This is a genomic window from Vermiculatibacterium agrestimuris (assembly GCF_943193085.1).
GTDB lineage: Bacteria > Bacillota > Clostridia > Oscillospirales > Oscillospiraceae > Vermiculatibacterium > Vermiculatibacterium agrestimuris.
Map to the genome: position 1 here is coordinate 46,504 of NZ_CALPCU010000014.1, position 18,873 is coordinate 65,376.

General features: G+C 62.1%; 16 protein-coding genes. 9 read left to right on the forward strand and 7 right to left on the reverse strand.

What is annotated here, in order from left to right:
* Positions 1 to 34: 34 nt before the first annotated feature.
* The 3 genes from NFR87_RS06545 to NFR87_RS06555 are packed head-to-tail and all read right to left on the reverse strand — an operon-like array spanning position 35 to position 1,914.
* Complete coding sequence (locus tag NFR87_RS06545) at positions 35 to 688, reverse strand: 3-oxoacid CoA-transferase subunit B (protein ID WP_251448037.1); 654 nt, start codon at positions 686 to 688, stop codon at positions 35 to 37.
* Entirely contained in the window at positions 685 to 1,353 is a 669-nt protein-coding gene (locus NFR87_RS06550; RefSeq protein WP_251448040.1) for a CoA transferase subunit A, read from the reverse strand. Before NFR87_RS06550 ends, NFR87_RS06545 begins: the two co-directional genes overlap by 4 nt.
* Before the next feature lie 36 nt (positions 1,354 to 1,389).
* Positions 1,390 to 1,914: a C-GCAxxG-C-C family protein gene (locus NFR87_RS06555; protein WP_251448043.1), complete on the reverse strand. Its 525-nt coding sequence runs from the start codon at positions 1,912 to 1,914 to the stop codon at positions 1,390 to 1,392.
* Positions 1,915 to 2,258: 344 nt separating this feature from the next.
* Here NFR87_RS06555 and NFR87_RS06560 point away from each other — a divergent pair, with 344 nt between their 5' ends.
* The 6 genes from NFR87_RS06560 to NFR87_RS06585 all read left to right on the forward strand — a co-directional run bounded on the left by NFR87_RS06560 (position 2,259) and on the right by NFR87_RS06585 (position 9,523).
* On the forward strand, positions 2,259 to 3,956 hold the full coding sequence (locus tag NFR87_RS06560; protein ID WP_251448046.1) for an FAD-dependent oxidoreductase: 1,698 nt from the start codon (positions 2,259 to 2,261) through the stop codon (positions 3,954 to 3,956).
* A gap of 175 nt (positions 3,957 to 4,131) precedes the next feature.
* Positions 4,132 to 5,211: a TRAP transporter substrate-binding protein gene (locus NFR87_RS06565; protein WP_251448050.1), complete on the forward strand. Its 1,080-nt coding sequence runs from the start codon at positions 4,132 to 4,134 to the stop codon at positions 5,209 to 5,211.
* An 82-nt stretch (positions 5,212 to 5,293) separates the two neighbouring features.
* The gene (locus NFR87_RS06570; RefSeq protein WP_251448053.1) at positions 5,294 to 5,776 is read left to right on the forward strand and encodes a TRAP transporter small permease; all 483 of its coding nucleotides are present in this window, start codon (positions 5,294 to 5,296) and stop codon (positions 5,774 to 5,776) included.
* 15 nt (positions 5,777 to 5,791) lie between these two features.
* Entirely contained in the window at positions 5,792 to 7,066 is a 1,275-nt protein-coding gene (locus NFR87_RS06575; protein ID WP_251448056.1) for a TRAP transporter large permease, read from the forward strand.
* A gap of 54 nt (positions 7,067 to 7,120) precedes the next feature.
* Positions 7,121 to 8,302 carry a M24 family metallopeptidase gene (locus NFR87_RS06580; RefSeq protein WP_251448059.1) on the forward strand — a complete coding sequence of 394 codons (1,182 nt, stop codon included), beginning with the start codon at positions 7,121 to 7,123 and terminating at the stop codon, positions 8,300 to 8,302.
* A 15-nt stretch (positions 8,303 to 8,317) separates the two neighbouring features.
* Positions 8,318 to 9,523 (forward strand): MalY/PatB family protein, encoded by a 1,206-nt coding sequence (locus tag NFR87_RS06585; protein WP_251448062.1) that lies wholly within the window; start codon positions 8,318 to 8,320, stop codon positions 9,521 to 9,523.
* Positions 9,524 to 9,759: 236 nt separating this feature from the next.
* Here the strand turns inward: NFR87_RS06585 and NFR87_RS06590 are convergent, their stop codons facing one another.
* From NFR87_RS06590 to dusB, 3 genes are all read right to left on the reverse strand, one after another.
* Entirely contained in the window at positions 9,760 to 10,836 is a 1,077-nt protein-coding gene (locus NFR87_RS06590; protein WP_251448066.1) for an anti-sigma factor family protein, read from the reverse strand.
* A gap of 25 nt (positions 10,837 to 10,861) precedes the next feature.
* Positions 10,862 to 11,449: an RNA polymerase sigma factor gene (locus NFR87_RS06595; RefSeq protein ID WP_251448068.1), complete on the reverse strand. Its 588-nt coding sequence runs from the start codon at positions 11,447 to 11,449 to the stop codon at positions 10,862 to 10,864.
* 124 nt (positions 11,450 to 11,573) lie between these two features.
* Entirely contained in the window at positions 11,574 to 12,557 is a 984-nt protein-coding gene (dusB, locus tag NFR87_RS06600; RefSeq protein ID WP_251448071.1) for a tRNA dihydrouridine synthase DusB, read from the reverse strand.
* Between the two features lie 166 nt (positions 12,558 to 12,723).
* On the opposite strand from dusB, the gene NFR87_RS06605 reads away from it, so the two are divergent.
* Positions 12,724 to 15,084: a SpoIIE family protein phosphatase gene (locus tag NFR87_RS06605; protein WP_251448074.1), complete on the forward strand. Its 2,361-nt coding sequence runs from the start codon at positions 12,724 to 12,726 to the stop codon at positions 15,082 to 15,084.
* On the opposite strand, the gene NFR87_RS06610 is transcribed toward NFR87_RS06605, so the two are convergent.
* Entirely contained in the window at positions 15,081 to 16,280 is a 1,200-nt protein-coding gene (locus tag NFR87_RS06610) for an ATP-binding protein (protein WP_251448077.1), read from the reverse strand. The genes NFR87_RS06605 and NFR87_RS06610 overlap by 4 nt on opposite strands.
* A gap of 269 nt (positions 16,281 to 16,549) precedes the next feature.
* Here NFR87_RS06610 and NFR87_RS06615 point away from each other — a divergent pair, with 269 nt between their 5' ends.
* Both NFR87_RS06615 and NFR87_RS06620 read left to right on the forward strand, forming a co-directional pair.
* Entirely contained in the window at positions 16,550 to 17,599 is a 1,050-nt protein-coding gene (locus tag NFR87_RS06615) for a LacI family DNA-binding transcriptional regulator (RefSeq protein ID WP_251448080.1), read from the forward strand.
* A gap of 145 nt (positions 17,600 to 17,744) precedes the next feature.
* Entirely contained in the window at positions 17,745 to 18,812 is a 1,068-nt protein-coding gene (locus NFR87_RS06620; RefSeq protein WP_251448083.1) for a TRAP transporter substrate-binding protein, read from the forward strand.
* Positions 18,813 to 18,873 lie beyond the last annotated feature (61 nt).

The following is an 18,873-nucleotide window of genomic DNA, read 5'->3' on the forward strand; positions in this document are numbered from 1 at the left end:
ACTCCATTGTTTTGTTTTCCGCTGCGTCAGGCGGTCATTCCATGCAGCCGACCGCCGCGGGGATGACCAAGTCCGCGTCGGTCTTCGCCACCACGTCCTCCACGGTGACACCCGGGGCGGTCTCCAGCAGAGTCAGGCCCTGGGGTGTTACCTCCAAAACGCACAGTTCGGTAACAATATACCGCACTTTTTTGTACGCTGTCAAGGGCAGAGAACACTTTTTCAGCACCTTGGAAGCGCCGTCCTTGGTGCAATGTTCCATGGCCACGATGACGGTCTTGGCGCCGGCCACCAGATCCATGGCGCCGCCCATGCCGGGCACCATCTTGCCGGGGACGATCCAGTTGGCCAGATTGCCCTGCTGATCCACCTCCAGGGCGCCCAGGACGGTGACGTCCACATGGCCGCCGCGGATCATGGCAAAGGACATGGCGCTGTCGAAGCAGGCCGCGCCGGGGAGGATGGTGGCCTTCTGGGCGCCGGCGTTGTAGACGTCCTTGTCCGCCTGCCCCTCCTCCGGGGCTCCGCCCAGGCCGATAACGCCGTTCTCGGCGTGGAAATCGATCTCCGCGCCCTCGGGCAGGTAGTTGGCCACCAGCGTGGGCATGCCGATGCCCAGGTTGACCAGATCGCCGTTTTTCAGGAACCGGGCGATGCGGCGGGCGATCAGCTCTCTTCCTTCGCTCATTGGTAATCCGCTCCTTCCTCTGCCAGGACGATGTAATCCACCAGGGGGCCGGGGGTGACCACCTGGTCAGGGGCGATCTCGCCCACGGGGACGATCTGCTCCACCTCGGCGATGACGATATCCGCGGCCATGGCCATGACGGTGTTCATGTTGTGAGAGGTCAGCCGGTAGACCAGGTTGCCCTTCTCGTCCGCCTGATAGGCCTTGATAATGGCCACATTGGCCCGCAGGGGCAGCTCCAGCAGGTACTCCTTGCCGTCGATCTCGATCTTCCGCTTGCCCTCCTCCACGGGGGTGTGCATGCCGGCCTGGGTCAGGGCGCCGCCCAGGCCCGCGCCGCCGCAGCGGATGCGCTCGGCCAAAGTGCCCTGGGGAGAGAACTCCACCTGAAGCTCCCCGGCATTCATCTGCCGGCCGGTCTCCTTGTTGGTGCCGATGTGGGAGGTGATGACCTTCCTGACCTGACGGTTCACCACCAGCTTGCCGCAGCCGTGCTGGGGGTTGCCGGTGGTGCAGGAGATCAGGGTCAGATCTTTGACGCCCTTCGCCACCAACGCGTCGATGACGCACTCAGGGGTGGAGGAGCCAAGAAAATCACCGACCATGATGGTGGCGCCGTCTGTGACCAGCGCGGCCGCCTGCTGCGTCGTAATGATCTTATTCATGGCGCATTGCAGCTCCTTTTCTTTAATATAAATCTCTCAGGCGTTGCCGCCGAGGTTTTCTCCGTAGGGGAGGGCGAAGGCCTCCTCCTGAGACATCTGGAGGTAATCATAGGCCAGCTTGGCGCTGGCGGCGATCATCTTCAGACAGGACTTGCGCCGCTCCACACAGTGGAAGTCCTCGAAACGGCTGCACAGCTCGGCGCAGTCGGTAGAGCCGAACTGCTCCTCGAAGTCGTGGGTCAGCCGGTTATAGCGGCGGTAATACTTCTGGGCGATCTCGGACATACGGCTGTCCTCGCTCACCGCCCAGGGATCGGGGCGGCCATAGACCGCGCCGCAGGCCATCACAATGGCGGACAGGGCGCCGCAGGTGTGGCCGGACAGGCCGATGCCGCCGCCAAAGCCGATGCACATGGCCTGGGTCTTGGGATCCACGCCGGACAGAACGCCGGAACGGAGCAGGGCGTTATACACGCTCTCACAGCAGTTGAGGCCGCCCTTGAAGTTCTCCACGGCCAGATTGCCGCAAAGCTCTCTCAGATTGGTGGCAGGTGTTTCCATAATTGACACATCCTTCTTCAAATTGGTGGCTGATGGAATAAACTTTTGCGGTATACCTAAAAATTCTGCAAAAATGATCGAAAAACATCACGGATATCGTCAAGTATAGGACAAAAGAAGTGGCGTGTCAATACGGCTGGTATACCACAAGAGAAAAAATGTTGATATGTACAAAAATTCGACTGCATTTTTGGTCAAAAATGATATTTTTGAGTTTCTGAACAAAATGATATTGACACTTTCGACGGAAGCGTTTATCCTATTATCAGGCTTTGGTAGCTTGGTATACCAACAATTTTGAGGTGCGTAATATCAGAAAAACATCGCGGTAGAAAGGTTGAGTTATGAGGAAAATCGTTGTGATTGGAGGCGTTGCGGGCGGCGCGTCTGCCGCCGCCCGGCTCCGCCGACTGGATGAACAGGCGCAGATCGTCGTGCTGGAGCGGGGAGAGCACGTGTCCTTCTCCAACTGCTGCTTACCTTATTATTTGAGCGGAACCGTGCCCACCAGCGAGGCGCTGGTGATGATGACCCCCAAGGCGTTCCAGGAGCGGCATAACATTGAGGTCAGAGTCAACAGCGAGGCCGTGGAGATCCTGCGGGAGGAAAAGGCCGTTCTCGTCCGTGAGGCGGGGGGAAGAGAATATAAGGAGAGCTACGATAAGCTGGTGCTGGCCCCCGGCGCAAGGCCGGTGGTGCCCCGGAGCATCCGGGGTGCGGACGCCCCCCATGTGTTCACAGTGCGGAACGTGGGGGATGTGCGCAGACTGAAGGATCATGTGACGCTTCATAAGGTCAGGAATGTCGTGGTGGCCGGCGGCGGCTTCGTGGGCATCGAGGTGGCGGAGAACCTCCGCAGCGCCGGGTTGGAGGTCAGCCTGGTGGAGGGAGCGGAGCAGATCATGGCTCCCTTTGACTACGATATGGTTCAGATCCTCCACAAGGAGCTGATCGACAACGGTGTGGGCCTCTATTTGAGCAGTATGCTCACCGCCATCAACGGCGACAGCGTAGAGCTGCGCCGGGGAGAGGAGACGCTCACCCTCCCGGCGCAGGCGGTGGTGCTGGCTGTGGGCGTGGCGCCGGAGACAGAGCTTGCCTCCAAGGCCGGCCTGGAGCTGGGCAGCCGGGGGATCAAGGTGGATCACAACTACCGCACCACCGACCCGGACATCTACGCCGTGGGCGACGCGGTGGAGTACTTCGACCGGATGAACCGGCGCTCCGGCGCCCTGGCCCTGGCGGGGCCCGCCCAGCGGCAGGCCCGGGCGGCGGCGGATCATATCTGTGGAAAGTTCAGCGGCAACAGGGGCTATATCGGCTCCTCCTGCCTGCGGGTCTTCGCCCAGAACGCCGCCTGCACCGGCATGAACGAAAAGGCGGCGAAGGCCGCCGGGATCCCCTGCGAGGTGGCCTATGTTTTGCCTGCGGATAAAGTGGGTATTATGCCAGAGAGCCACTATATGGCCTTCAAACTGATCTTTGAAGTTCCCACAGGCCGCATCCTGGGCGCCCAGGCCATTGGAAAAGGCGACGCGGTGCGCAGGATCGACGTGATCGCCACCCTCATCACCATGAACGGCACCCTGGAGGATCTCAAGGAGCTGGAGCTGTGCTATTCCCCGGTCTATGGCACCGCCAAGGACGTGGTGAATATGGCGGCTCTGGTGGGCCTGAATCTGCTCAACGGCGAGTATGAGCAAGTGCGCTTGGATCAGGTCAGAGCTCTGGTGGAGAGCGGGGCCTATATCGTAGATGTGCGGGAGAAGGCGGAGTATGACGCCGGACACCTGAAAAACGCGGTGAATATCCCCCTGTCTCAATTCCGGGAGCGCCTGGCCGAGGTGCCCAGGGACGTGCCGGTCTATCTCCACTGCCGCACCTCCCAGAGAAGCTATTACGCCCTGTGCCAGCTGCGGGGCAACGGATACCGGAACGTGAAGAACATCAGCGGCTCCTTCCTGGGCGTGTGCCTCTATGAGTACTACAATGATCAGACCCAGGGCCGGACGCCCATTGTAACGGCTTATAATTTCAAATGATATTGAAATGGCCTTCCTGTTCTTGCCTATTGACAGAAAGGTCGAAATCGAATATCATAAAAATAGAAAGAAAATAAAACCAAATTTCATACAATGAAATAGTTAAGGCGTTTCATTTTGGTGTTTGCCGCTTCGGCGGGAAATATAAAACAATCAAGTGAAGGAGAAATCAAAAATGAAAAAGAGAGTATTTTCGCTGATCCTTGCTGCAACGATGGCTCTGTCTCTGGCCGCCTGCGGCGGCGGCAGCGCTAACACGCCTGCTCCCGTGGAGTCCAAGGCTGCCGAGCCCGGCACGCCTACCACTGAGATCCCCAAGATGACCATTAAGCTCACCCAGCCCCAGCCCATCGGCACCCCCGAGGATCTGGCCTGCCTTGAGGTCAAGGCGAAGCTGGAGGAGCTCTCCGGCGGCAACATCACCGTGGAGTACTATCCCGCCGGCCAGATCGGCTCCATCCCTGAGTCCATCCAGAGCGTGCAGATGGGCGTGACGCAGCTGGCCATGGGCCCCTGCGCCATCATCGCCTCCTACTGCGAGGACGCCGCCATGGTCGACCTGCCCTACCTGCTGCCCCAGGACACCAGCATCATCAGTGAGGTCATGAACGACGAGATCGGCCAGGAGTTCATGGGCCGCCTGGGCGACGTGGGCATCCACGGCCTGGGCGTGTGGTTCGCCGGCTTCCGTCAGATGACCTCCAACCGCGACATCAACAGCGTGGCCGACATGAAGGGTCTGAAGATGCGCATTATGGAGTCCAACATCCTCACCGATACCTACAACGCCCTGGGCGCTCAGCCCATCGTGGTGGCTTACGCCGATACCTACAACGCTCTGTCCAACGGCACCGTTGACGCTCAGGAGAACCCCGCTCAGTCCACCTACACCATGAACTTCCACGAGGTGCAGAAGTACGTCGTTGAGACCTACCACGACGCCCAGGTCCACGTGCTCATGGCCAACAAGGCCTGGTTCGACGGCCTGGACGCCGCCACCCAGGAGATCGTCATTGAGGCCGAGAAGGCCGGCCGCGCCGTTCTGGACGCTGAGCTGCCCGACTACACCCAGGAGTGCATCGACGGCATGGTGGCCTCCGGCTGCGAGTACCACAAGTTCACCGACGAGCAGATCGCCGAGTTCAAGGCCGCTACCGCCTCTGTGTACGACAAGTTCATGACCACTGACTGGCGCAAGGACTTCGTGCCCCGCCTGCAGGCCGCTTTTGACGCCGCTGTGGCCGCCAAGGGCTGAGAAATTACTGACCCAAGCACTTTTTTGGAGTGCCAGGAGGCGCTTGCCGCCTCCTGGCACTTGCTAAAAGGGAGGAAAAAGCATGTCTAAACTTATGAAGCTGCTGGTCGCCCTGGAGAAGACCATTATCGGTGCATGCCTGGGCCTGGCGGTCATCGTCATTATGATCAGCGTCATTGGCCGGCGTATCGGCTCCGCCCCGCCCTGGGCGGAGGAGGTGGTGCGCTACCTGATCATCTGGATCACCTTTATCGGCAGCGGCGTGTGCTTCCGCCGGGGCGCCCACTACGGCGTAGACGTGATCCGCAGAGTAAACAACCCCGGTTTCCAGAAGTTTATCGGTTCCTTTGTGATCCTGGTTTCCATGGTCTTTGCCGCGCTCCTGGTGGTTTTCGGCGGAAAGTACACCATGTTCGCCATGTCCTCCGGGCAGAAGACCGCCGCCCTGGGCTGGCCGATCTGGATCGTGTATATCTCGGTTCCCATCGGCGGCGTCCTCGTGATCCTGCATCTGATCGAGGTGTTTTGCAGCGAGGTTCTGGGCATTTACACCATCGAGGAATAAGGAGGAGAGAAACTGATGGTACCTATTTTGCTCATTTGCCTGCTGGTGCTTTTTGTCAGCAGCGCGCCTATCACAGTGGCGCTGGGCCTTTCCGGCTTTGCGTCCCTTCTGCTGGGTTCTGACATTGAACCCATGGTGGTCATCCAGCGCATGGTGGGAGGCATCGACTCCTTTCCCCTGATGGCTCTGCCCTTCTTCATCCTGGCCGCCAACCTGATGGCCACCGGCGGCCTGTCCAAGCGTCTGCTTAATTGGTGCCGTGCCCTCGTCGGCCATGTCTGCGGCGGTATTGCCATGGCCACGGAGGTGGCCAGCATGTTCTTCGGCGCCCTGTCCGGCTCCAGCCCCGCCACCATCATCGCCATCGGCAAACTGATGTACCCCGACCTAATAGAGAAGAAGTACCCTAAGAGCTTCATCGGCGGCCTGCTGGCTTCCTCTGGTTCCGTGGCCCTCATTATCCCCCCCAGCGTCACCATCATCATCTACTGCACGGTGACTGGCGCCTCGGTGGGTAAGTGCTTCATCGCGGGCATCACCGCAGGTCTCATCTTCGGCGTGAGCAGCCTGGTGTATATCTACTTCTACTCCAAAAAGCACAACCTGCCCAAGGACGAGAAGGCCACCAAGGGTGAGCTGTGGAAAGCGACCAAGGACGCCTTCGCCGCGTTGATGGTGCCCGTGATCATCCTGGGCGGCATCTACTCCGGCCTGTGCTCCCCCACCGACGCCGCAGCTCTGTCCGCGGTGTACGCTATGATCGTGGGCCTGTTCATCTACCGTGAGATGAAGCTCAAGGACGTGTGGAAGGTTCTGGTGGACTCCGCCGTGGGCGTATCCCAGGTGCTGGTACTCATGACCTCCGCCACGGTGCTGGGCTGGGTGCTCACGGTGAGCCAGCTGTCCAACACCCTGACCACCGCCCTGCTGGGCAACGTGACCAACAAGTTCCTGTTCCTGCTCATCATCAACCTGATCCTGCTGGTGTTCGGTATGTTCATGGACGGCTCTGCCTCCATCCTCATCGTGGCGCCTCTGGTGTTCCCTCTGGCCACTGCCATGGGCGTCAATCCCGTCCACCTGTGCCTCATCATGATCTCCAACCTGGCCATCGGCATGTATACCCCGCCCTTCGGCATGAACCTGTTCGTCACCAGCGACATTACCAAACAGGATCTGGTGGAAATGCTGCCGGGCGTGTGGCCGTTCCTGGGTATGAACCTGGCGGCCCTGGCCGTTATTACCTATTGCCCTGACGTTATCATGTTCCTGCCCAATCTGGTCGGCTAAATCCGCACCGAATAAGAGCCTGCGGAAAAGAAATCATTTCTGGGAGGTTTTACTATGTTAGAGCTGCGTGACCAAATTGCCATTCAGAACCGCCTGCAAAGCTGTATGGAGAAGGCCGGCTTGGACGCTATGATCCTCACCACGCCGGAAGTCATTTTCTATGCCACCGGCTTTGCCAGCCAGTTTTTGTACCAGTCCAACAACATCGGCCTCACTGCCGCCGTTGTGCCCAAGACGGGCAAGATCAGCCTGATCTGCAACGAGTTTGAGAAGCAGACCGCTGTCTCCAGCTGCAAGGACATTGATATTATCTCCTACCCCATGTGGATCTATATTGAGGACTATGCCACCGACGATGCGGCGGAGAAGCCCGCCCAGCCCGACCTGAACCAGACCTTCCGTATGGCGGCTGAGGTCATCAAGGACAAGTTCCCCAACGCCAAGGTGGGCGCGGAGGAGGAGCGGATCTCCCATACCAAGTGGGAGTTCCTCCAGACCCAGTTCCCCGGCAAGCTGTCTGACTGCGCCGCCGTTCTGGTGGAGTCCCGTATGATCAAGACCCCTTGGGAGATCAGCGTGCTGCGCCGGGGCGCCGAGATCTCTGAGGTGGCCATGTACAAGACCGCCCACGAGATCACCCCGGGCATGACTGAGGCTGACGTGATGCGCCTGTTCAAGATGAACTGCCAGGCCCAGTCCTCCGACGTGATGGATATTCTTCAGGCCCACACCGTGGCCGGCGACTTCGCCCCCGCCATCGTGCCCCGCCACAACCGTCTGCGCCTGGGCGACGTGATCCGGTTGGACGGCGGCCCCATCTATTGCGGCTACGGCTCCGACCTGGCCCGTACCTTCGTGCTGGGCAACTCCACCGACAAGCGCCGGGAGGAGATCTACGAGATCCTCTGGAAGGGCAACCGGGTGGCCCAGAACATGCTGGGCCCGGGCGTGAAGCTGTGCGACGTGTTCAATGCCGTTCAGGCCACCATCAAGAAGGACATCCCCGGCTTCAAGCGGGGCCATCACGGCCACTCCATCGGCTGCAACCGCTTCACCGAGGAGGCCCCCTTCATCTCCGGCACTGAGACGCTGGAGTTCCAGCCCGGCATGGTCTTCTGCCTGGAGATGCCCTACTACAGCAGCAAGAACCACAGCTTCAACATTGAGGACACCTTCACCATTACCGAGACCGGCGTGGAGTTCTTCACCCATGCCAACGAAACCCTCTATCTCTAAGAAGGAAGGATCAAAATGGCGGTCAACAAAGAATTTTTTGATCAGTACGTAGAGCGGCGCGGGACCCGCAGCATCAAGTGGGACGGCTGCAACGCCAAGTTCGGTGTGGATCCCAGCGTGGAGATGATCCCCATGTGGATCGCCGACATGGATTTCCGGTGCGATCCCCGCATCGTGGCGGCGGTGACCAAGAAGGCCCAGGAGGGCGTTTACGGCTACTGCGTCAAGCCGGAGAGCTTCTACGAGGCCATTATGAGCTGGGTCTCCCGCCGCTATCACTGGGAGGCGAAGCGGGAGTGGATCGTCTTCACCCCCGGCGTCATTCCCGGCTTTACTCTGGCCATCCAGGCCTTCACCAACCCCGGCGACGGCATCATCGTCCAGACCCCGGTGTATTACCCCTTCATGGACGAGATCAAGAACAACGGCCGGGTCATGGTGGAGAACACCCTGGTGCAGAAGGAAAACGGCAGCTATGTCATCGACTTTGACGACCTGGAGAAGAAGGCGAAGGAGCCCTCTACCAAGCTGATGATCGTTTCCAATCCCCACAACCCCGTGGGCCGGTGCTGGACGCCGGAGGAGCTGGAGCGGGTGGGCAACATCTGCGCCGACAACGGCGTGATCGTAGTCTCCGATGAGATCCATGCCGACCTGATGATGAAGGGCTACCACCACACCGCCATGTGCAGCCTGTCCGAGAAGATCCGCCAGAACACCATCACCAACTACGCGCCCAGCAAGACCTTTAACCTGGCGGGCCTCCAGACGGCCTACACCATCATCCCCAACGACAGGATCCGCGCCGCCTATGAAGGCCAGCTCAACGCCAACCGGATCTTTAACATGAACTGGTTTGGCCCCGTGGCGCTGGAGACGGCCTACAACGAGTGCGAGGACTACGTGGAGGAGCTGTGCGCCTACATCGACGCCAACAAGCACTACTTCAACGATTACATCAAGAAGAACCTGCCTCAGCTGAAGGTCACCGAGCTGGAGGCCACCTATCTGACCTGGGTGGATTTCCGGGGCACCGGGATGACCACAGAGGAGATCGAGCACTTCATCGCCCATGAGGCCCACATCGGCGTGGACATGGGCACCTGGTTCGGCACCGGCGGCGCGGGCTTCCTGCGCTTTGCCCTGGCCTGCCCCCGCTGCATCGTGGAAAAGGCGCTGGATCAGCTGAAGACCGCTCTGGAAAACCATCAGAAGGCCTAAAGCCTTCGCAAGACCTTTTGCCGGCGGGCACAGCGCCTGCCGGCACGTAAAAAAGTCAGGTGTCCTGGCCCCGGCAGTCCGACCTGCTGGGCGCCAGGTAACCATACCTGCCCAGGTGGGCAAAACCTCTCTGTCGGCACAGGGGCGGGTGGAGCATCGTGCTCCACCCGCCCCTGTGCATATTCAGGAAAAGAAAAGCCGCCGTGATTTCTATCACGGCGGCTTTTTTGTTTGGCTCAATCCTCTGTCCCATCCCCCAGCCAAGTCACCGTGGCGTCGGCCTTGTCCACGGTGTAGCGGAGGGTCTCGCCGCCCTCGCTGTCCCGGTACTCCAGGAAGAAGAGGGCCTCGTCCTCCCCTGTGAGGGTGATGGAGCCGGAGACCCCGGTGGGACTGTTGACGGCGTAGACGATGGCGTCGCCCTCGGGAGGGGAGAGCAGCTCCACATCCCCTACAAATTCGTAGATATAGTTGGCCAGGGCGGTCACCGCCTCCTCGGCGGTCACCGGTGGGGCGCTCATCAGGGAGGACGGCTCCTCCACCCCGTTGTCGGCCGCCGGTGGGGCGCTCATCAGGGGGAGCTGCCCGTCCGTCTCGCTGGCGGTCACCGGCTGCTCCTCCGTCTCGCTGGGGGCGATGGCGAAGAACATCCGGGGGGCCACCATGCCGCTTTCCTCCACAGGCTCGAGATCCGGCTCCGCTGGAACCTCGCCGGGGTTGGCCGCCGTCTTGGCCTGGATGGCGGCCGGCTCGTCCGAGGCGTTGGAAGTGCCGGTGTAGCTGCCGCTTTCGGCCGGGGATGTGCTATCAGAAGGAGCGGAGATGGACATGGGGGCGGGCTCGGCCGCCCTTGCGATGCTCACCGACTCGTCGCCGGTGGAGGCGATCTCGGGGACGGAGGCGGCGGCAGCTGTACTCTGATCCGCCGTATTGCCGTTCGGCGCCGTCTGCATGGGATCGGCGGAGCTTGCGTCCCCGAAACTGCCGGTTCTCCAGCTCCACCCTGCGGCGACAATAAGGGCCAGCACGGCGGCGGAGGAGAGCAACTTTTTCCAGTGGAAGGACTTTTTTGCGGGGAAGGCGGTCACATTGCTGCTGCCCACAGCGGCCATAATGGTTTCACTCAGGCTCTGGGGCGGCGCGGCCGGGGGCAGGGAAGCGAGGCCGACGTGCAGCCTGGTCAGCTCCTCCATAAGGGCGCGGCACTCCGGGCACTGCGCCAGGTGGGCGTCCAGCTGGGCGCGCTGCTGGGGGGAGAGCTCCCCGTCGATGGCGGTGCTGATGTGCTCAATATAATCTTCACAGCGGGACATTTCTCTCCCCTCCTTTCTAAAGCAGTTAATCTTTGGACGACGGAGCTCCGAAAAAGTTCCCTGACCTCACGAGAAAATCCCGCAGGGCCATCCGGGCCCTGGCGATCCGGGACTTGACGGTGCCCTCCTCCAAGTCCAGACACCGGGCGATCTCCTGATAGGAAAGCCCCTCCAGCTCCCGCAGGAGCAGTACCTGCCGGTGCTCCGGGGAGAGGGCGGAGAGCCCCTCCTGAAGAGCCCTGTGGGCCTCCTGCCGCTCCAGCTCCCGCTCCGGGGAATAGCGGTGGTCGGGGATCTGGGCCTGGTGATCCTCCTCCTCGTCCTCCACGGTCATGGATACAGTTTCCTGCCGCCGCGCCCGGCGGAGGAAGTCGATACAGGCGTTGGAGGTAAGACGGTAGAGCCAGGTGGAGAAGGAGGCGTGACCCTGGAACCGGGCAAGGCCCTTCCAGGCGTTGAGGAAGGCCTCCTGGGTGAGATCGGCGGCATCATCAGGGTTGCCCGTCATGCGGTAGGCCAGGTTGTACACCATGGTCTGGTTGGCTGTCACCAGTTGGGCAAAGGCGTTCTGGTCGCCCGACCGGGCGGACTGGATCAACTCTGCTTCTGTCATCGATCTCACCTCCTCGTCCTCGCAAGCTACGTATCCCTCGTTCAGCCGCAAGCGGCAGAACTCGCTCACTTCGCTGCTCGTCCTCTCCCCAGAAAACCGCAAAGCGGTTTTCTGGGGCTCGTTTTTATTCCTCAGAGTCTTTTAAGTCTCTTTTAATACCCTTTGTTATCTCGTAGATCTGCTCCAGGGTCTCCACCTTGCAGATCTGCTCCTTATAATACCCTGCGTAGGGCACGCCCTTGAGATACCAGGCGTAGTGCTTTCGGGCCTCCAGGCAGGCGATGTGCTCGCCCTTGTGCTCCGCCGCCAACTGGATCTGCCGCACCGCCGTGTCGCAGCGCTGGGCCAGAGGCGGCCGCTCTGGGATGGGCCGGCCTGCCAGGGCGGCGGCGCACTGCTGGAAGAGCCAGGGATTGCCGAAGGCCCCCCGGCCGATCATCAGCATCTCGCAGCCCGTCCTCTGGAGAATGTCCACCGCGTCCTTGGGTGAGAATACGTCCCCATTGGCGATGACCGGGATTGACACCGCCTGGGCCACCTCCCGGATGGCGTTCCAGTCGGCGGTACCGGAGTACATCTGCACCTTGGTGCGGCCGTGGACAGCGAGGGCGGCGACCCCCGCCCCCTCCAGCCGCTTTGCCAGCTCTACCGCGTTGAGGTGGCCCTTGTCCCACCCCAGACGGATCTTGACAGTGACAGGCTTTTCTCCCGCTCCCCGCACCACGGCGGCGGCCACCTGGGCCGCCTTGACGGGATCCCGGGCCAGGCCGGAGCCATCTCCGCTGTTGCACACCTTGGGCACAGGGCAGCCCATATTGATGTCGATGACGTCCGCGCCGGAGTACTCGCCCGCCAAAGCGGCGGCCTTTTCCATGCACGGCGCGTCGCTGCCGAAGATCTGCACGGCGGCGGGGTGTTCCCCCGCTCCCAGCTTCAGCAGGGGAAGGGTCTTTTTGTCCTGGTAGCAGAGGGCCTTGGACGAGACCATCTCGCTGACGGTGTAACCCGCCCCCAGCTCCCGGCATATGGAGCGGAAGGCCAGGTCGGTGACGCCGGCCATAGGGGCCAGAGCCAGGGGGGAGGGGATGTCTACATTGCCGATCTTCACGCTGCGATCTCCTGTTCTTATATAAGTAGGGTAATTGTAGCATGAAATATGTTGTTTTGCAATGAAGAAAAGGACTGTCCGGACAGTCCCCAGCTTTCTACATATTATTTCCAAAATTTGGATTATACTGTCTCCTAAGCAGATCGTTACATAGGAGGAGACCACAATGGCGACGAAGTGGAGGAGCAGGACGCGGCAGATGGGCGGCGCCCTGGAGGAGACCGGCAGGGCGGCGTTGGAGCTTCCCGTATTGACCAAGCTGGCGGAGCACGCCATACGCTTCCTGCTGGGGGCGGTGCTGGCGGGGGGCGGACTTTTTGGGGGCTACGCCCCCTTCGGCGTGGGACTGGTGGCCTGCTCGGGGCCGGGGAGCGGCGGGCTGTGCGCCCTATTGGGGGCCTGCTGGGGCTATCTGGTCTTTCAGGGCTTTTCGGAGGGGCTGCGCTGCGCCGCCGCCTGTGTGCTGGTGTTTTCCATTGGCTTTGCCTTTTACGACGTGGGGGTTTGCAGGAAGAGCTGGTTTATGCCCCTCATGGCGTCCGCCATGGACGCGGTCACCGGCTTCGTCTACCTCAGCGACGCGGCCTGGAGGGCGGATCGGGTGGTATTTTTCATCAGCGAGGTGATCCTGGCTGGGGGTTCGGCCTACTTTTACCGGGTGGCCTTCTCCTCCTGGCAGCGGCAGGAGGAGAAAAACCTCAGCTCCCGGCAGACGGTGAGCCTCTTTTTCCTCATGGGCACCCTTTTGGTGTCCCTGGCGGGGGTGACCTTTTTTGACGGGCTGTCCCTGGGTCGGGTGACGGCGGTATTGCTGGTGATGGCCGTGGCCCGGGTGGGCGGCGCCCAGATGGGAGCCGCCGCCGGCGTGACGGGGGGACTGGGGATGGATCTGGCCATGGGGGGGATGCCTTTCTACGCCATGGCCTACGGCTTTGCCGGCCTTCTTATGGGGGCGGGACGGAAGCAGGGACGGTTGTTCGGCGTGCTGAGCTACGCTGTGGCCAACGCTGTGGCGGTGCTCTGGAGCTGGGACGCGCAGCCCCGGCTGTCCGGTATTTACGAGGTGTTCATCGCCTCAGTCCTCTTTCTGCTTATTCCGGAGGGGTGGCTGCGGCGGCTGGCCGCACTGGTCACCCGGCAGGAGGAGAAGGAGGGCCAGCGCAGGGCGGCACAGCACGTCCGGCAGCGGCTGGAGGCCACGGCTGACGCCTTCCGCCAGCTGCGCGGCAGTCTGCGCGCCGCCTTCCCCAAGGACGCGCCCAACGACGGCGATCCCTCCGTCGTCTTTGACCGGGCCGCCGAGCGGGTGTGCCGCCGGTGCGCCCTGCGCAGCGCCTGCTGGGAGCAGGATTATGTGAGTACCTTTAACGCCCTCAACGACGCCCTGGGGGCCATGCTGGAGCGGGGGAAGGGGGAGGCAGGAGATTTTCCCGGCTGGTTTGCCAGCCGGTGCGTCCACTTTTCCGAATTTTTGCGCGCCGCCAACGAAGAGATGGTGGCCCTGCGCTACCGGCGGCAGTACCAGGCCCGGATACGGGAGAGCCGGGGCGCGGTTTGCCGGCAGTATGAGACCCTGGCGGACATCCTCACCGCCTCCGCCCTGGAGCTGTCCACGGAGCTCACCCCGGATCCCAACCGGGAAAAGCGCCTGCGGCGGCACCTGGCGGCCCTGGAGATAGAGGGGGAGACGGCGGTATATTATGACCGCTCCGGCCATCTGCGGCTGGAGGTGGCCGGAGAGGGGGCGGAGACCCTGAGCTCGGAGGAGGAGATAAGCAGGCTCTCCGAGCTGATGGCAGTCCCCCTGCGCCTGGAGGAGTCCGGCGGTCACCGCACCGTTCTGGTTCAGTCTGAGCCGCTGATGGCCATGGCGGCCCTGGCCGCCCGCCGCCGGGAGGGGCAGCGGGAGAGCGGGGACACGGGAACCTGGTTCAAACGGCCTGACGGCAGCCTCTTTGTCCTTCTCTGTGATGGCATGGGCAGCGGCCAGGCGGCCCACCGGGAAAGCGGCCTGGCGGTGCGGCTGCTGGAGGAATTTCTGCGCTCCGGCATGGACAGCGCCGCCGCCCTGCGGACGGTGAACTCTGCCTTGGCGCTGAAAAATGAGGAGAGCGGGGCCTTTACCACGGTGGATCTGCTGCGCCTTGACCTCTATACCGGCTCCGGCGAGATCTGCAAGCTGGGGGCGGCGCCCACTTATATCCGCAAGGGGACGGCGGTGAGCCGTCTCAGCGGCGCGGCCCTCCCGGCGGGCCTGGCCGACGGGGACGGCGTGGGCCCCGATGTGACCGCCCTGGCCCTGGAGCCCGGGGACTGGGTGCTGCTGGTCAGTGACGGGGTAGCCGACGGCGAGGACGACGGCTGGGTGCGGGAGCGCCTGGAAAAATTTGACGGGCACAGCCCCAAAGAGCTGGCCCGTCAGGTGATGGAGGAGAGCGAAAAACGGGTGGGCTCCGCCGACGACCGCACGGTGGTGGTCATCGGGGTGCGCAGCCGCACAGAGGCACGGGAAAAGGGCGCGGATTAAAGGGTCAGACTGTCGATGAACTGCCGGGCGGTGCGGGGGGAGCGGCCGGGATGCCGGGCGTCCCAGCGAACCGCCTGAGCGGTCAGCTCCTCCCTGGAGAGGGTGAGGCCGGCCCGCCGGGCCAGATACTCCACCAGCTCCAAATACTCTCCCTTGGGCAGACCCAGGTAGGGGATGCGCAGGCCGAAGCGGTCGGCCAGGGCGGTCTTCTCCTGGATGGTCTCATCCCGATCCACCTCGTCCCCGGCCCGGTCGGAGAAGGTCTGCCGCACCAGATTGCGGCGGTTGGAGGTGGCGTAGACCGCCACATTGGCGGGGCGGGGCTCCAGAGCGCCCTCCAGGATGGTCTTGAGTACGCCGTAGGTCTTGTCGTCCTGGTCGAAGGCCAGGTCGTCGATGAAAAGGATGAATTTCTGCCGCCGCCCGGCCAGGGTGCGGATGAGCTGGGGCAGGGTGGCAAGGCCGTCCTTGGAGACCTCCACCAGGCGGAGCTCCTGTGTTCCGGGCAGGGACAGCAGGGATTTCACTGTGGCCGACTTGCCGGTGCCGCTGTCGCCGAAGAGAAGCACGTTGTTGACCCGCCGGCCCGCCAGGAGGGCCCGGGTGTTCTCCTCCACCTGGGCGCGCTGGAGCCGGTAGCCCATAAGCTCCTCCTGGGCGGGGGCATCGGGGCGTTCCACCGGCAAAAGCCGGTCGCCCTCCCACAAAAAGGCCCGGCAGTGGGCAAAGGGGCCCGCACCATGGAAACGGTACCATTCCCGGAGCTTCTCAAAGGAGATCAGCGGATAGGGCTCCCAGAGGGGCAGACTGGCGGCGGCCCCCCGGGCTTCGGCGGGAAGGAGCCTGACCGCCTCCTCCCGCAGGGAGGCGGCGTCCAGGGCGGACAGCGCCGCCAGGGTCTCCAGATCCCGGCGGGCGCACTCGTCCAGCGCGGGGGTGGAGCGATCCTGGGCCACGGCGTTGGGCCAGTGGCCGTCGCTGTGGAGCAGCCAGTGCTCCAGCCAGACGCCGGGGGAGTCGAATCCCTTCTCTCCCAGTGAATACAGAAAATCGCCCCAGGCGGACAGCACCGGCTCGCCGGCCCGGCTGTCCAGGGCGGACAGCAGCCTGCATGCGGCGGCCATGGGGGCCTGGGCAAGTATGTCCCGGCAGGCGGTGAGGCTTTCCAGCCGGCCCTTCAGTTCCGAGCGTTCCATAACGTTCCTCCGGTAGATTTTTGAGGTATCGGTATCCTAATCATAAAAGGTTTTGCCAGTCCTGTCAACTTAAAAACCGGAGAAAAGGGAAGCTGGAGCGGGCGGGCCGGTGAGGGGAAAGACCGGGTCAAGACAAAGTGCACAAAAAATGAACTTGATTTCAGGTAAAATCCAACAAAGTGTTCGGAAAAACGCAAAAATCAATTGACAAACCGGTTTCATAGATTTAGGATATAGGCAGAAATCACCAAGTAAGGGGGTCGGAGCCCATGTCAGGAGGCCGCCCTGGACGGGAAAACCGCGTAACCATCGACCAGGTGGCGGCGCAGGCCGGTGTGTCCAAGACCACCATTTCCCGCTATCTCAACGGAAGATACGACGCCCTTTCCTCAGAGACCCGGGAGCGGGTGCGGGAGGTCATCGAGCGGCTGAACTACCGGCCCAATCGGATGGCTCAGGGCCTGAAGGCCCGAAACAGCAGACTTCTTGGCTGTTTGGTCAGCGATATCTCCAGCCAGTTTTCCGCCCTCATCATCAAGGGCGTCAACAGCGTGTGTCTCTCAGCGGGCTATCAGCTCCTTCTGGTGGACAGCGGCGACGACCCGGAGCGGGAGCGCTCCGCCATCCGGGATCTGCTGGAAAATCAGGTGGACGGGCTCATCGTCAACACCACCGGCCAGAACGATGAATACCTCATTTCCCTGCATGAAAACGGTGTACCTCTCGTGCTGGCCGACCGGTGCCTCTCGGCCCCCGGCGTACTGGATACGGTGGCCACCGAGAATTACCACATGACCTACCAGTGTATCGCCTACTTACGGACTCTGGGCTATGAGCAGATCGCCTTCTTCACCCAGGGCAATGAATACGTGACCCCCCGTATCCTTCGCTATCAGGGATACTCCGACGCGCTGAAGGACAGCTTCGGAAGCCGGGGCCACGAGTGGCTGTGCCAGTTCCGGCCCGATGACAAGAACGCCTGTGTGCGCATGCTGGACGCCTTCCGGGCCCAGTTCCCCGGCCAGCGGCTGGCGGCCTTCGCCGTCAACGGCCAGGCCATGCTGGGCCTTCTGCAGGGCATCCAGGCTGCCGGTATCCAGATCGGTTCCCGTTTCGGGGTGTGCGGCTTCGACGACTGGGGCTGGGCCTCTCTGATCCCGCCGGGGATCACCACTATCACCCAGGACTCCTGGATGGTGGGCCGCCGCGCCGCAGAGCTTTTGATGGAGCGCATCGCCGGGGAGGGCCCCGATTACCCGATCTACGAGGAGCTGCCCAACCGCATGGAGGTTCGGGGCTCCACCACCAGAGGGGATTGATCTCCTTTTTGCAAAAGGCGTACGCCTTTTGCGCTGTTTCCCCACCGGGGAAACAAGCGTTTTTGGGGCAGTTTGCCGCCCCGCAGCTGTGGTTGCCTCCGGTGTAAGCCGGTTTGCAATAAAGAATTTAAGGAGGAACAAGAACATGAACAAGAAATCTGCCCTTGCGATGCTCCTCGCCGGCGCGATGAGCCTGTCCCTGGCCGCCTGCGGCGGCGGTTCCAGCAACACGCCCGCTCCCGCTGAGTCCAAGGCTGCTGAGCCCGCTCAGTCCCAGGCCGCTTCCGACGGCGCCAAGGTGGGCCAGACCGTTTTGAAGCTGGCCTTCAACCAGACCATGGAGAACCCCGAGGCCAAGACCATCGTGGATCTGAGCGACAAGCTCTACGACGCCACCGAGGGCCGTTATTCCATCGAGGTCTATCCCTCTGAGCAGCTGGGCTCCCAGGCCGAGTCCCTGGAGCTGGTCCAGAACGGCTCCATCGAGATGGCTATCGTGGCCAACTCCATCGTGGAGGGCGCCAACTCCGACTTCGCCATCATCGGCACTCCCTACATCTATGACTCCATCGACCATCAGCTCAAGCTCTTCCAGAGCGGCAAGCTGGACGACCTGTTCGCCAGCACCGCCAGCAGCGGCTTCACCGTGCTGGCCGCTTACAGCCTTGGCCCCCGCTGCCTGTACACCAAGGAGCCCATCACCACTCCCGAGCAACTCTCCGGCAAGAAGATCCGCGTCATGCAGTCTGAGACCATGATCAACATGATGAACGCCATGGGCGGCGTGGGTACCGCCATGGGTCAGGGCGATGTGTACTCCGCCATCCAGTCCGGCACTCTCGACGGCGCTGAGAACAACATCATCACCTACACCGACCTGCTCCAGTACGAGGTCGCTCCCTACTACACCCTGACCAACCACCTGATGATCCCCGACGAGCTGATCATCAACAACGACGTGCTCGCCGGCATGAGCGAGGCTGACCAGAAGGCCCTCAAGGATCTGTCCACCGAGTCCGTGGGCGTCATGTTCGACCTGGCCGAGCAGCTGCGCAACGAGTACTTCGATAAGGTTCAGAACGAGTTCGGCGTCACCGTGACCGAGGTCGACATCAAGCCCTTCCAGGATCGCTGCCAGAGCCTGATCGACGACGTTGCCAACCGCAACGACATGACCAAGTCCGTTTACGAGGCCATTCAGTCCCTGCGGTAATTTCAGCGGGACTGGAACGAGGGAATCGTGACAGAGAGAGGCCCGCAGGATCCTGCGGGCC

Bases quoted from the DNA above. Each gene is read 5' to 3' on its own strand.
- NFR87_RS06575 (WP_251448056.1), top strand. From the start codon at position 5,792: ATGGTACCTATTTTGCTCATTTGCCTGCTGGTGCTTTTTGTCAGCAGC.
- NFR87_RS06610 (WP_251448077.1), bottom strand. From the start codon at position 16,280: ATGGAACGCTCGGAACTGAAGGGCCGGCTGGAAAGCCTCACCGCCTGC.
- NFR87_RS06590 (WP_251448066.1), bottom strand. From the start codon at position 10,836: ATGTCCCGCTGTGAAGATTATATTGAGCACATCAGCACCGCCATCGAC.
- NFR87_RS06605 (WP_251448074.1), top strand. From the start codon at position 12,724: ATGGCGACGAAGTGGAGGAGCAGGACGCGGCAGATGGGCGGCGCCCTG.
- NFR87_RS06545 (WP_251448037.1), bottom strand. From the start codon at position 688: ATGAGCGAAGGAAGAGAGCTGATCGCCCGCCGCATCGCCCGGTTCCTG.
- NFR87_RS06565 (WP_251448050.1), top strand. From the start codon at position 4,132: ATGAAAAAGAGAGTATTTTCGCTGATCCTTGCTGCAACGATGGCTCTG.
- NFR87_RS06585 (WP_251448062.1), top strand. From the start codon at position 8,318: ATGGCGGTCAACAAAGAATTTTTTGATCAGTACGTAGAGCGGCGCGGG.
- NFR87_RS06555 (WP_251448043.1), bottom strand. From the start codon at position 1,914: ATGGAAACACCTGCCACCAATCTGAGAGAGCTTTGCGGCAATCTGGCC.
- NFR87_RS06620 (WP_251448083.1), top strand. From the start codon at position 17,745: ATGAACAAGAAATCTGCCCTTGCGATGCTCCTCGCCGGCGCGATGAGC.
- NFR87_RS06550 (WP_251448040.1), bottom strand. From the start codon at position 1,353: ATGAATAAGATCATTACGACGCAGCAGGCGGCCGCGCTGGTCACAGAC.
- NFR87_RS06615 (WP_251448080.1), top strand. From the start codon at position 16,550: ATGTCAGGAGGCCGCCCTGGACGGGAAAACCGCGTAACCATCGACCAG.
- NFR87_RS06560 (WP_251448046.1), top strand. From the start codon at position 2,259: ATGAGGAAAATCGTTGTGATTGGAGGCGTTGCGGGCGGCGCGTCTGCC.
- NFR87_RS06580 (WP_251448059.1), top strand. From the start codon at position 7,121: ATGTTAGAGCTGCGTGACCAAATTGCCATTCAGAACCGCCTGCAAAGC.
- NFR87_RS06595 (WP_251448068.1), bottom strand. From the start codon at position 11,449: ATGACAGAAGCAGAGTTGATCCAGTCCGCCCGGTCGGGCGACCAGAAC.
- NFR87_RS06570 (WP_251448053.1), top strand. From the start codon at position 5,294: ATGTCTAAACTTATGAAGCTGCTGGTCGCCCTGGAGAAGACCATTATC.